General features: G+C 55.2%; 11 protein-coding genes. 5 read left to right on the forward strand and 6 right to left on the reverse strand.

Going from position 1 to position 13,270, the window contains the following annotated elements:
• Nucleotides 1-20: 20 nt before the first annotated feature.
• Genes LA337_01990 through LA337_02005 form a run of 4 tightly spaced genes read left to right on the forward strand, consistent with a single transcriptional unit; the run spans nucleotide 21 to nucleotide 4,928 of the window.
• A complete protein-coding gene (locus LA337_01990; GenBank protein ID UBI16495.1) occupies nucleotides 21-1,154 on the forward strand; it encodes an amidohydrolase/deacetylase family metallohydrolase in 1,134 nt (377 codons plus the stop codon).
• Nucleotides 1,138-2,256: a DgaE family pyridoxal phosphate-dependent ammonia lyase gene (locus tag LA337_01995; protein UBI16496.1), complete on the forward strand. Its 1,119-nt coding sequence runs from the start codon at nucleotides 1,138-1,140 to the stop codon at nucleotides 2,254-2,256. The genes LA337_01990 and LA337_01995 overlap by 17 nt, the downstream gene beginning before the upstream one ends.
• On the forward strand, nucleotides 2,253-2,993 hold the full coding sequence (locus LA337_02000) for a KDGP aldolase family protein (protein ID UBI16497.1): 741 nt from the start codon (nucleotides 2,253-2,255) through the stop codon (nucleotides 2,991-2,993). Before LA337_01995 ends, LA337_02000 begins: the two co-directional genes overlap by 4 nt.
• A 21-nt stretch (nucleotides 2,994-3,014) precedes the next feature.
• Entirely contained in the window at nucleotides 3,015-4,928 is a 1,914-nt protein-coding gene (locus LA337_02005) for a BglG family transcription antiterminator (protein ID UBI16498.1), read from the forward strand.
• A 66-nt stretch (nucleotides 4,929-4,994) separates the two neighbouring features.
• On the opposite strand, the gene LA337_02010 is transcribed toward LA337_02005, so the two are convergent.
• The 6 genes from LA337_02010 to LA337_02035 are packed head-to-tail and all read right to left on the reverse strand — an operon-like array spanning nucleotide 4,995 to nucleotide 12,383.
• Nucleotides 4,995-5,387, reverse strand: coding sequence for a DUF4280 domain-containing protein (locus tag LA337_02010; GenBank protein UBI16499.1), 393 nt, complete (start codon nucleotides 5,385-5,387; stop codon nucleotides 4,995-4,997).
• Nucleotides 5,384-6,310 carry a type VI secretion system ImpA family N-terminal domain-containing protein gene (locus tag LA337_02015; protein UBI16500.1) on the reverse strand — a complete coding sequence of 309 codons (927 nt, stop codon included), beginning with the start codon at nucleotides 6,308-6,310 and terminating at the stop codon, nucleotides 5,384-5,386. Before LA337_02015 ends, LA337_02010 begins: the two co-directional genes overlap by 4 nt.
• Nucleotides 6,307-9,846, reverse strand: a complete 3,540-nt coding sequence (locus LA337_02020; protein UBI16501.1) for a hypothetical protein — start codon at nucleotides 9,844-9,846, stop codon at nucleotides 6,307-6,309. The genes LA337_02015 and LA337_02020 overlap by 4 nt, the downstream gene beginning before the upstream one ends.
• A complete protein-coding gene (locus tag LA337_02025; protein ID UBI16502.1) occupies nucleotides 9,843-10,592 on the reverse strand; it encodes a DotU family type IV/VI secretion system protein in 750 nt (249 codons plus the stop codon). Before LA337_02025 ends, LA337_02020 begins: the two co-directional genes overlap by 4 nt.
• A complete protein-coding gene (tssK, locus tag LA337_02030; GenBank protein ID UBI16503.1) occupies nucleotides 10,573-11,910 on the reverse strand; it encodes a type VI secretion system baseplate subunit TssK in 1,338 nt (445 codons plus the stop codon). Before tssK ends, LA337_02025 begins: the two co-directional genes overlap by 20 nt.
• Before the next feature lie 14 nt (nucleotides 11,911-11,924).
• Nucleotides 11,925-12,383, reverse strand: coding sequence for a T6SS protein Cts2N (locus LA337_02035; GenBank protein UBI16504.1), 459 nt, complete (start codon nucleotides 12,381-12,383; stop codon nucleotides 11,925-11,927).
• A 299-nt stretch (nucleotides 12,384-12,682) separates the two neighbouring features.
• On the opposite strand from LA337_02035, the gene tssB reads away from it, so the two are divergent.
• Nucleotides 12,683-13,270: a type VI secretion system contractile sheath small subunit gene (gene tssB, locus LA337_02040; protein UBI16505.1), complete on the forward strand. Its 588-nt coding sequence runs from the start codon at nucleotides 12,683-12,685 to the stop codon at nucleotides 13,268-13,270.

Raw genomic sequence — 13,270 nt, forward strand, 5'->3', positions numbered from 1 at the left:
ATCCGGCAAAGGAGAGAGCGATGTTTGATTTACTCCTGCGCCGTGCGCGCCTCGTTGACGATACGCTGAGCGATATTGCGCTCAAAGACGGCAAAATCGCGGCGTTGGGCGACGTTGATGGCCCGGCGCTGAAAACTATCGAGCTGGGCGGTGAGTGCTACGTCAGCGCAGGCTGGATTGATTCTCACGTTCACTGCTACCCGAAATCCCCGATTTACCACGACCAGCCGGACAGCGTTGGTATTGCTACCGGCGTGACCACGGTGGTGGATGCGGGCAGTACCGGGGCGGATGACATCGACGATTTTTACACCCTGACCCGGGAAGTGGCCACTGAAGTGTATGCGCTGCTGAACATCTCCCGCGTTGGGCTTATCGCCCAGAACGAGCTGGCTAACATGGCCAATATTGACGCCGATGCGGTGCGCCAGGCGGTGAAGCGCTACCCTGATTTTATCGTCGGCCTGAAGGCGCGCATGAGCAGCAGCGTAGTCGGTGAAAACGGCATCACGCCGCTGGAGCGTGCCAAAGCGATGCAAGCGCAGAACGGCAACCTGCCGCTGATGGTGCATATCGGCAACAACCCGCCGAATCTCGATGATATCGCTGAACGCCTGAGCGCGGGTGACATTATTACCCACTGCTACAACGGTAAGCCGAATCGCATTCTGACGCCGCAAGGCGAGCTGCGGGCGTCAGTGACGCGGGCGATTTCACGTGGCGTGCGTCTGGACGTTGGGCATGGCACTGCCAGCCTGAGCTTTGCGGTGGCAAAACGCGCGATCGGCCTGGGCATTTTGCCGCACACCATCAGCTCCGATATTTATTGCCGTAACCGTATCAGCGGCCCGGTACATTCCCTGGCGAATGTGATGTCGAAATTTCTCGCTATTGGGATGTCGCTTCCGCAGGTCATTGAGTGCGTTACCGCCAATGCCGCCGATGGTCTGCGCCTGAAACACAAGGGGCGACTGCAGGTCGGTCTGGATGCCGATTTAACCCTCTTTACGCTTAAGCGCCAGCCAACCGTGCTGGTAGATGCAGAAAACGACAGCCTGCAGGCTGAGCAACTGCTGGTGCCGCTTGCCGCAATACGTGCGGGCAAGGGCTATATGACCGAACAAGGGAGCGCGGAACATGCCTTCGATTTTTGAGAAATACAACCTAAAACAGGTGATTAACACATCAGGCCGCATGACGGCGCTCGGCGTTTCCACGCCGCGACCAGAGGTGGTTGAGGCTGCAATGGCCGGGATGAATCAATACTTTGAGATGAAAGACCTGGTGAATAAAACCGGTGACTACATCGCGAAATTGCTGGAAGTGGAAGGGGCAACCGTCGTCTCCTGCGCCTCGGCCGGAATCGCCCTGTCGGTGGCTGGCGTGCTGGTTAAAGACAGCGACTGGCTGCTGGAGAATCTGCACGTTGCGCCCATCGAGAACAACGAAATTGTGTTGCCCAGAGGTCACAACGTCAACTTTGGCGCGCCGGTGGGCACCATGGTGGCGCTTGGCGGCGGCAAGTTAGTGGAGGCAGGTTATGCCAACGAATGTTCCGCGGCGCAGCTGGCAGCAGCTATTACGCCCCGTACGGCGGCCATTCTGTATATCAAATCTCATCACTGCGTTCAGAAAAGTATGCTTAGCGTGGAGCAGGCTGCGGTGGTTGCGCGTACGCATAATCTGCCGCTGATCGTGGATGCGGCGGCGGAAGAGGATTTGCAGTGCTACTACCGGGTTGGTGCGGATCTGGTGATTTATAGCGGCGCGAAGGCGATTGAAGGACCCACCAGCGGTCTGGTGATAGGTAAAACCCAGTACGTTGAGTGGGTGAAACGCCAGACGGCGGGAATTGGCCGGGCGATGAAGGTGGGCAAAGAGGGGATTCTTGGCCTGACCTGCGCCATTGAACTGTATCTGAACGCGCAGAAAGAAAGCGGTGCGGAGATGGTCGAGAAAATGACGCCGTTCATTAACGCGTTAAACCAGCTTCACGGCGTGAGCGCCCGCGTGGTGTGGGACAGCGCAGGGCGTGACATAGCGCGCACGGAAATTAAATTTGACGAAGCGGTAACCGGGATCGCCACCGGCGAACTGGTTGATGCGCTGAAGCAGGGGGAATACGCGATTTACTTCCGTGGTTACAAAGCCAATGAAGGCATTATCGAAGCCGACGTGCGCAGCGTCGATCGCGCGCAGCTGGAGATTGTGGCCCGTCGAATTGGCGAAGTGATTTCGCAGGAGAAAAACGCATGAAACTGACCCCTAACTTTTATCGCGACCGCGTCTGCCTGAACGTGCTGGCCGGCTCCAAAGAAAATGCCCGGGATATTTACGCGGCGGCGGAAGGACACGTTCTGGTTGGCGTGTTGTCAAAAAATTACCCTGATGTCGCAAGTGCGGTAGCGGATATGCGTGAATACGCGGCCCTTATCGACAATGCGCTCTCCGTGGGGCTGGGGGCGGGCGATCCAAACCAGTCGGCGATGGTCAGTGAAATTTCCCGTCAGGTGCAGCCCCAGCATGTCAATCAGGTCTTTACCGGCGTGGCGACCAGTCGCGCGCTGCTGGGCCAGCAGGAGACAGTGGTCAACGGCCTGGTCTCGCCAACCGGCACCCCGGGCAGGGTGAAAATCTCCACCGGTCCGCTAAGCAGCCAGACGCCAGACGGCATTGTACCGATAGAAACCGCGATTGCGTTGCTCAAAGACATGGGCGGTAGCTCAATTAAATACTTCCCGATGGACGGCCTGAAATGCCGTGACGAGTACATCGCGGTTGCGCAGGCCTGTGCCCGTCATGACTTCTGGCTGGAGCCAACCGGCGGGATCGATTTGGATAATTTCTCTGAAATCCTGCAGATCGCCCTCGATGCCGGAGTGAGCAAAATCATTCCTCACATCTATAGTTCGATTATTGATAAGGTGAGTGGTAACACCCGCCCGGACGACGTACGCCAACTGATGGCGATGACCCGGGCCTGCGTAGGCTAACTGAAAGATGAGGAAACTGACGTGCGATTCCCCAACCAACGTTTAGCGCAGCTGTTTGGCATGCTGCAAAACGAAGCGCTTCCACAGGACGAGCTGGCGCAGCGGTTGTCGGTTTCCACACGCACCGTACGGGCGGATATCACCGCGCTAAACGCGCTGCTCACCCAGTACGGCGCGCAGTTTGTCCTCAGCCGTGGGAACGGTTATCAACTCAAGATTGACGATCCGGCAAGCTATCACACCCTGCAAACGCAGCGGCCCGACGCGTTGCTGCGCATCCCACGCACCAGCCAGGAACGGGTATACTGGCTGGTGGTTCGTTTTCTGACGTCGGCCTTTTCGCTGAAGCTTGAAGATTTGGCTGATGAATGGTTTATCAGCCGTGCGACGTTGCAAAACGATATGGCTGAGGTGCGCGAGCATCTGCAACGTTATCATCTGACGCTGGAAACGCGTCCCCGTCACGGCATGAAGCTGTTCGGCAGCGAGATGGCGATTCGCGCCTGTTTGACCGATCTGCTATGGACGCTGGCGCAGCAGGATCCGCAGCATCCGTTAGTGACGCAAGAGGCGCTGAATGCCGGGATCCCTGAACAGCTTCAACCCGTTCTGCAGGACATTTTCGCCCGTTTTCATATTCGCCTGACCGATGAGGGCGAGCTGTTTTTACGCTTGTACTGCGCGGTGGCAGTCCGGCGGATTAGCGAAGGTTATCCCCTCCCGGAGTTTGCCGCAGAAGAAGCCGAGCAATCGGTGTGCCTGGCCACGCGAGAAATCACAACGGTACTGCACCGGCTGGCGGACAAACCGCTTTCCGTTTCTGAAGAAAACTGGCTGCAGGTGCATATCGCCGCCCGCCAGGTACAAGAGATCGCCCCCAGCGCCATCAATGCGGATGATGACGAAGCGCTGGTCAATTACATCCTGCGGTTTATCAACAGCCAGTACAACTACAACCTGTTGAATGACAAACAGTTGCATGCTGACCTGCTGACGCATATTAAGACGATGATCACCCGGGTGCGTTACCAGATAATGATCCCCAATCCGCTGCTGGAAAATATTAAACAGCACTACCCCATGGCGTGGGACATGACGCTGGCCGCCGTCTCGGGATGGGGAAAATATACGCCGTACACCATCAGTGAAAATGAGATTGGCTTCCTCGTGCTGCATATTGGCGTTGGGCTGGAACGTAGTTACAACATTGGTTACCAGAGGCAGCCGAAGGTTCTGCTGGTATGCGATGCCGGAAATGCGATGGCGCGGATGATTGAAGCGGTGCTGGCGCGTAAGTATCCGCAGATAGAGATCGTCGATACCGTAACGCTGCGCGACTACGAACAGCGGGAAAGCATTAGCGAAGATTTTGTCATCTCTACCGCGCGGGTGGGTGAAAAAGATAAGCCTGTGGTGATGATTGCGCCGTTCCCTACCGATTATCAACTGGAACAAATTGGCAAACTGGTGCTGGTCGACAGAACCCGTCCATGGATGCTGAACAAATTCTTCGATGCCGCCCATTTTCGTGTGATCGATGAGCCAATGGATCAACAAACATTGTTCAACGTCTTATGTCGCCAGTTGCAGGATGAAGGCTTTGTCGATGCGGAGTTTCTTGATTCGGTGGTTGAGCGTGAGGCTATCGTCAGCACCATGCTGGGTGACAGCATTGCCCTGCCGCACGCCCTCGGCCTGCTGGCAAAAAAAACGGTGGTCTACACCATCCTCGCCCCGCAGGGTATCGCCTGGGGCGATGAAACCGCGCACGTGATCTTCTTGCTCGCCATCAGCAAAAGCGAATACGAAGAGGCGATGGCCATTTACGATATTTTCGTCACTTTCCTGCGCGAACGCGCGATGACGCGGCTCTGCGCATGCCGGAATTTCACCGAGTTCAAAACGGTCGCCATGGAGTGCGTGAGCCGTTTTTAAAGACGCTGCAATTACCTTGCAGCGTAGTCTCCTGCAGTCGTTACCCTTAATTTCAAGGGCATAACATCACGCCACAACAGTCGTTAGCTGCCCAGGAAAGCTAATCTGGATCACGCCGCCCCACATGCAGATCAACTGCGACTGAGCGGTGAGAGCGGGCATATTTCCCACCAATACTGTGGGTGATCCCGGCATCCAGGGGGCTGGTGTGGCGGGGATGCACGGCATTGGCGTCAGCACGCCGAGCGCTGCGGCGGTTGCGGCTGCAACGGTCGGGTTGGCGAGGCTGTTGCACATGCCGAACGGCAAAATGTTCACCAACGGTTTGTTATCCATAATATTCGCCATCGGCATGTTACCAACGATTGTTCGGCTGGTGGGCAGCACGTTCAACGTACCTGGCGCGATGCCAAAGGAACACTGAAGCAATGCGCCGGTACAAACTCCGGGACAGCTCATGGTAGTACCCCCAATTGCCGCCACAGTCGGCGAGCGGATTCGTCGCTGGTGATCAGCTCATTGAGTAGTTCCGGCAGTGGCGTGTGCCCCCAGGCATAGGCGCGATACAGTAAATAGGGTACCGGGCTATGCGGTTCGGTGCGCGCCAGGTAGTCTGCGGCCTGTTTAATCATCAGATATGCCTCCTCCCGATGGGCAAATGTGGCGTTATAGCTGAGTGTTGGGGAGCTTTCCTCGCTGACAGATTGCGGCTGCACCGGCAATGCGCTGCCTCCTAACGCCTGCAGGCCGGTTTTGATCTTTTGTTCCAGTGCATTAAATGAAGGTGCAGATGCTGCAGGCCAGTTCTGACAGACGGCATTGAGACGTGTGAGCCACGCCATGCTGGATGTCAGGGATTTTATGGTGGACTCGTCTGCGCCTGGCAGCGGAACATCAGAAAATTTTCCCTGCTGCCACTGGGTCAGTGAGACGGTTTCCCCATGAGCGATAAACAGCGGGGCTTCAGCGACCAGAGTGGCGTAGTGTTGCGCCATCCAACTGAGCGGTGCGGCGCGATAGTCATAGTCACCTTCTTTAATTTGGGGATGCAATTCCTCGGGATAATGCTCCAGCGCCAGAGTCACTAATGCCAGCGCATCGGGCAGGGCCGCTAAGCCGCGAACTCTCATCCATGCTTCGCCCAACCAGCTCATAATGACCAGGTCTTTGCTGAGCGTTTTCGTCAGCACGGTGGCGATTTTGGCGACTTCATCCCAGTCGGCACGGCGCGGCGTACTTTGCCAGACGCCGGTGGGCAGCGTTTCGTCATCCTGCTGGCGGGCGGCAACCAACTGGTCGAATTCTGGTGAATAACGGATAGAGTCCCCGCACGGATTATCCGCCTGAATGGGGGCCAGTAATGCCTGAATATGTTCCATCATTTTCCTCCTGATAATCCCTGCTCGGTGAGCGGTATCCATGGTAGCGGCGCTTTGTTTTGGACATCTAACAATGTGACCTGCCAAAATACCGTCGACTGCAATGGCTTCTGACCATCGCCTACGGGGAGCGAAAAGCGTAGCTGCAGCGGTTGCGTCAACGCGCCACCGACGCGTTGTTGTTCAATCATCCTGAGCAGCGACCACGCTCCCTGCCAGCGCCAACGCCCAGTATCACCGCTTACCGTTACGCCTGTCTGTGACAGGCCTGGCATTGGACGCCAGGCGGAATTGGCTGCCCAGCGCAGGCTAAAGTTCAGGTTATCGCCGCTGCGCCAGTGCAGGTCAGTTGAGCCGTCGGGGTAGCTGATCGATTGTTGATTGCCGACGAGTCGCCAGTCGGCAATCTGATCCGCGCCAGCCTCATGGTTGCGTGAGGTGCGCCAGATAACCCGTAACGTCACGCCTTCAGGGCTGACCAACGCCGAAAGTAGCGGTTGTGCTGCTGCCAGTTGCTGAATCAGTGGCGGCTGTTCGGATAGCGTTTCGGCGGGGAGTTGCGTGAGCAAAACGGTCAGTTCGCGCACCCGATCGACATCAGCATCCGGCGCGTTTGGCACGGCGGTAAAGGGGAAGCGCCCTGCAAGCCAGGTGTTGTACAGATTGAAGATCTTCTGTACCGCGCCGATGCTGGCCTGTTGGCGTAATTGCTGACATTTTTGCAATGATGCGTTTACCAGCGCGTTGAGCGATTGACCGTAAAAATCGTTACTGCCCGCGCTGCGAAACTGCGCCAATTCACTCTGGCAGTTCTGTGCGGAGAGCGTCGGCAGCGCGGCGGCAAGGGTCGCCATCTGCATCGGCGGACTGCCAGGATCCTGTTGTTGCAGTCGTTGCATGGCCGCCAGTGAACTACTCCAGCGAACGATAAGCTGGTTATCCATTGCCGTTAGCCATGGGCGCTGCTTGTCGAGCCAGTCAATATCCTGCTGATAGCGGACCAGGACGCCAGAGATTTGCTCTGCTTGTGCGCTAGCCCACCCGGCAATTTTCTGCCCGCTAGCCTGAGCCTGTTCTGTGGTAGCGTAATTGACCGCCGGAGGGTTAATCGACGGAAGTAACGCGCCGCCGTCCTGACGTACCCGGCTAATCACCTGGGCTGCGGTTTGTTGGCGCAATGCTATAGCAAGCTGAGGACGATTGAGCTGGTTGAAAGCCTCAATGATCTGATCCGCGCTGGCGGTGCTGACATTGCTGTTGTCTGGGGTTCCGGCTGTCCCTGCGTATAGCGCCTGACGGATGGCGTTTTCCACCGCCTGTCGCGCCAGCATGGTGATTTTGGGTCGCCAGATGCTGTCTGGAAGCTGCTGTGTAAAGCGCTCAAATCCGCCATACAGCGCCTGCGCCTGCTGGAGTTGCAGATTGCCAGGATAACCGACAGGATCCCCGGTGGGCTGACTTGCTCCCTGCTGCCAGAAGGGTTGGTTAAGTAAATCACGCAAGCTTTTTTGTAATGCCAGAAGATCCGGCGATACGCTGAATTGCCCTTCCGCGGATTGCTCGGTTAGTGAGGAGAAGTGCAGCCTGGAGCCATCAACCTGCGCCAGAAAGCGTTGGCGAAGTAGGGTTTCGTGGCGAAGCAGTTCCTGAACCACGCCGTTGTCGATAAGCCTAAGGGTCCGTGCCTGCGTGAGCAGCTCATCCAGTGGCAGTCTGATTGGCGAATTTGTTGCGTCACGACTCAGGTTATTGATGGTTGTCAGCGTTGCCTGTAAGCGGCTGACCTGGCGGATAAGCGAGCGGACGAACAACGGGGTAACCCCGGAGCCGTTGCCAAATAGCGCCAGCAGTTGTTCGAGTTGCTCTTCGTTGTTATCCAGGCTGGTATTGCCATAGTTTTGCTCCAGCCAGCGCATGGTTTCGTGAGAAAAAAGTACGCTGTTGCGCTGAGTCAACTCGCTGGCGTCGGGTAATTTCAGTCGCGAGAGATTGAGCGTGGCAAACATTTCGTTGAGCTTTTCCTGTGAGGGCAAAGAGTCGGTGTCAACGGTCACGCCCCAAACGCTGGCGCTGACGTTTGCCAACGTCTGCACAGTGGGTTGCTTCATCTGCATCAATTGCAGCAACGGCAAATAGCGCGACTCCATTTGTTTTGCCTGAGTGAGCAAGTGCTGAATTTGCCGGTAACGCTCTTCGGGTAGCAGATCGTCCTGCTCAAAGCCCCTTTCATGTTGATTTTGCAGGCAGATACTGTTGGTGGCGGGCACCAGCAGGCTAACCAGGGTGACGTTGCTAAACGTCTCGCGCAATTTTGTATCGGTACGGCTGAACAGCGAGCCGGGCCAGACGATGGAACGAAACTGCCACTGTGGAATGCCGTTGAGAACCCGCCAGTACAGCGTGGTGGAACGCTCACCCGTGATATCGGCTCGGGCGGCTGTGGCGAGGACCTGCAGACGATCGTGCAATAGTACGGCGTTGGTGTGCTGGTATCGCCAGCTCCAGGTCATGGCGGCAAGCCAGAGAACGCAAAGGCAGCTATAGCAGGCGAGGGTTATGAAATGGCGGCGCAGGTTCAGGCGCAGCAGGCGGCGAACCGGAAGCGCGAGACCGCGCTCGGCGGTAATTTTTCCGCTCAGCAGCGACTGGCAAAACTGCATCTGCGGTTTGCCCTCCGCCATCGTTCGTGCAACAAACCAGATCCCGCGAAGCTGCGGCGGCTCATCGCGGGCATGACTGTTAAACAGGCCGTCAAAAGCGTCATGCAACGGTGCGGCAAGCGGCGGGAAGTTTTCTGGCAGGCGGAATAATTGCTCCGGCGTGTTGCCTCGCAGCGCGCCAAGCTCGGTTATGAACATCCGCAGCGAAGTACGGGTATTGTCCAGGGCATTGTCGATCCACTGCGGTTTCCAGATGGCTTCTCTGGCGACCGGAATCGTGCTGCCAATAGGACTGCGGCGAGCATCCTCTGGCAATAGCTCCAGTAAAGAGGTAGTGCCTTCCTGTGATTCCATGCCGCTGATGATCAGGTAAATTGGCAGGCTCAGTCCGCACACCTGCTGCAACTGCTGACAGTTATGCAACAAGCTGGCGCGGACGGTATCATCGTCGTACAGCGTCTCTAATGAAAGGGTGATAATCAGTGCGTCCAGCGGTCGCTGTGGGCGGCTTTTCACCAGTGCAGACAGCGTCTTCTGCCAGTCGTTCTGGCGAATTAGCCGCTTTTTGCCAACGGTTTGTAGCGTTTGCGGCAGGCACAGAAGGCTGCACTGAGGATTAAACCACCATTGCCCGAACCAGTATTCCTGGCCGTCGGTGAGTGACCAACTGCGGCAAAGCAGACGATTATTCTCTTCATCGCCAAGCATCAGGATTCGCATACTGTCGTAAGGATCCTGACCTGTGCAGGCTCGCTGGATCTCCTTTTGCGCACGGTTGAACGTATCGTTTCGGTATTCCCACTGCCACCAGACGCACCAGAGAGTAATCGCCAATAGCACCAGCATAATAATCAGTAGCGTAAGCCAGGGTTGCGTCACTTATCATCTCCCTGGCAAGACTGGGTTACCGGAAAATCTGGCAGCGTATTTACGCCAATGGCATCTTCAATACTCAGCCACAATCGCTGACTCAGCAGCAATAGCGCCAACAGTATGACGAGGGCGATAAGATGCAGGCGCGAATTGTCTGGCAGGCGGCGATGCGCCGGAAGCTGTAAAGGGGTGCCCAGCGCGGTCGATTCCATACGTTCGGCTATATCGCTGAGCTGAGCGTCACGCTGAAAGGCAAAATGCCACAGCAGGCGGCAGGTTTCCTGATGATTCTGCAGATTAAAATCGCTACGTCGGGAACCAAACCCCAGCGTCAGGCAGCGCAAATACAGCGCGGCTAAATCTCGTTTACCTGGGCTACGTTCATTGAGCAGGGCAGCGATCTTGCGGGGGATCTGATCCCCTGCGCTATGGGTTTGCCACAGATGATACTCCAGCGGGCAGGACTGCCACAGGGAGAGCGCGGGCCAGTCGCCGTAGAGTACGGACTCATCAATCAGCGCGACCAGGGCATAAACGGCAGCGTCAATCTGCTGCTGAAATGGCGAACCCAGTTCGCGGGTCAGACGTCGGTTGTACTCTTCTACCACCTGACTGGCATATACAACGGCCTGATTATGCAGCTCATCTGGCGGTAGCGGAGTGCTTTTCCAGCGTTCGAACTGCGCCAGCCAGCGGGTGTAAATCTCATCAAACAGACGGCTGGCAGGCATATCAGGATGCGCGGGCGTCATGGCTTACCTCCTGACGGTAGAGCATGATCTGCTGCGGCATATCCTCTGTTTCATGCAATGGGGCAATAACCAGCGGCGTCCCTTTTTCGAACCACTGGAGGGTAAGGGTGAGGGTAAACAGGGCCACATTGCCGTCGATTTCCCAGTCACTGCGCTGCTCTGCAGCCAGCGGCGAGAACGTCATTCCGTGCATCCGCTGACGACGCAGGACGGGTACAAAGGGATGGCTGGTGATAAGGCTCATTTGTAACCATTTTTCTGCTTTGGCGGCGTTGCCTCCGGGCATCAGCAGACCTATCACCACCTGCTCTCCGGCGTGGAGATCCGGCGGAAGTTGCAGTGAAAAAGCGTTATCCAGTTTGCTGAAATTTAGCCGCTGATAGCGGCGATGAATATGTGCCAACTGGTTTTTCAGTACGGTGAAAAGAGATACAAATGCGGGCAGCATGTTCTGATAATCAAAAGCTGGCAGCAGGGGCAGCGTTTTATCCTGAGTCAGTATTGCCGTTTGCCCGATAAAGAGACTCAGCGCGCGGTAAAGATCCTGTGGGTGCGGCCGCCCGCTGCTAATCAAGCTTTCCACCAGCGGCAATGCGCCCTGGATACTCTGCAGCGACAGCGTAAGCCATAGCCAGTCGTTGGTACGCTGCCCGTGTTGCGCCAACTGCATTTCCCGGCTCAGAAATAGAATTTTTTCTCTTGCCTGCAGGCAGAGTTGTCGGGTGTGGCGCGCCAGGTAACTCTCTTCGTTGACGGTGGGAGAGGGGGGAAACCACTCGCTCTGACGAAATCCGCCTTCGCTATACACAACCTGCAGCAGCGGCAGACAGACGAAATCGGCGCGATCGTGCTGGCAAACCAGACGCGGTTCGGGCTGCCATTGCGAAATGCTCTCGGGAAATTCACCGCTACTCAGGTCAGGCAGCGGGGGGCTGTTGACTGATCGACAGCGGCTATTCATCAACTGCCACTGTCCGGCACGGTTTAGCGGCGGCAGCGCCAGCCAGAGGATATGCTCACTGTCCGGCGCGGCAGGCAGCAAACGGGCGCAGTCAAACTCCAGTGATAAATCGTCGCTAATGTCATAATTGACCGGCGTGCCGTCGGGCATAATTGCTTCCAGGCGCAAAATACGTAGCGTTCCTGCACACAGCGCCGCTTCGTCAATCTGTAGCCGGTTGACGCCCCAAAACCACGGATTAGCGCACCCGGTGAGCGCTGCGCAAAGCGTTTCATTGCGCAATGCCTGCAACTGGAAATGTTGAGGTAGCATTGCCATCCCTTCATACCAGCAAACCATTGCCGGAATTGTGCTCATAGTACTTTCCTTGTTCAGGGGGCCAGGACTGCTTCATCCGTCATTAGCAGCAGATGCAATGAATCTGCTTTATCCAGTCTTAAGCGGTGTTCTCCTGCGCTGCTGTAGCGGGCAAACAGCAGAATTGCCTCTGCCTTAACGCCCTGCAGAGGGGAGTTTTTGGTCACAAAACGCGAATTCGGCACCAGCTCCAGCGACCAAACGTGCAGCCCGTCAGGGCTATCGCGCAGCAGTTGTGATTTGGCGTTAAACCATTGTGTTGCACTAAGCGTTTGTACGGTTGGCAGCAACGCGTTATCGGCAACCGCGACAATATCCACTGCGACTGGTGTGTTATCGTTTGCATCTGCTACGGTTTCAATGACCACATCATTAAATGCCACACGGTTTTGCCACAATGAACAGCCGCTACTCAGTAAAATTAAAATACTGAATAATATTATGCTGGCTGGATGGCGTAGGCCGTTTGTCATATAAAATCCTTTTATATCTTCCTTAAGAAGGTAATTAATAGCAACGGTTCTGTTTTTGACTTAAATCATTATTGGACGAATCTGAAGTAATAAAATTCGTTAACATTTAAATATTCATGTGATTTATATTTCAAGTGTAAAGTATTATTTTTAATTAACTTTTGGTGTAACTTGTTGATTTTTATTGGTTGATTTTTGGTTAATTGATTTTTATCAAATGTTTTATTTTTGTGTAAAAAACAAAAAATTAAGTTGATATTTATTTTTTGTTGTGTTTTTTATATTGCAGGTAGTTATTCATGAATATCACTTTTCGAATAATGGTGCGGCAAATATCGTACCAGGGATACTATTGCAATAAAAAAGGATTAAATATGGCCGAGAGCATACAGCATAAACTCAACCGTATTAGGCCGCCGCGCGTACAAATAACGTATGATGTGGAAACGGGTGGGGCGATTGAGAAAAAAGAACTTCCCTTGGTTGTTGGTATTCTGGCTGATTTATCCGGGCATCCAGCATCCCCACCCGCTAAATTACGTGAGCGGCGATTCGTCGAAATCGATCGTGATAATTTCGATGATGTGCTTTCCTCCATCTCACCTCGTCTGGCGGTTCAGGTAGAAAATCGTCTGGCTAATGATGGCAGCAAATTGAACGTTGAGCTGCGCTTTAACGAGTTCGACGACTTTTCGCCGCTCAATATTATCAATCAGGTTAAACCCCTCCAGCGTCTTTTCCTCGCCCGCCAACGCTTGCGCGACCTCCTCACCAAACTGGATGGTAACGACGATTTGGATGCGTTGTTACAGCAGGTGGTAAACGATAACGCAGAACTTCAGGCGTTAAGACCTGCTGCTGAAGAAAAACCAGCTGAAAACGCGTGA

Source organism: Citrobacter europaeus (assembly GCA_020099315.1).
GTDB classification, from domain to species: Bacteria; Pseudomonadota; Gammaproteobacteria; order Enterobacterales; family Enterobacteriaceae; genus Citrobacter; species Citrobacter europaeus.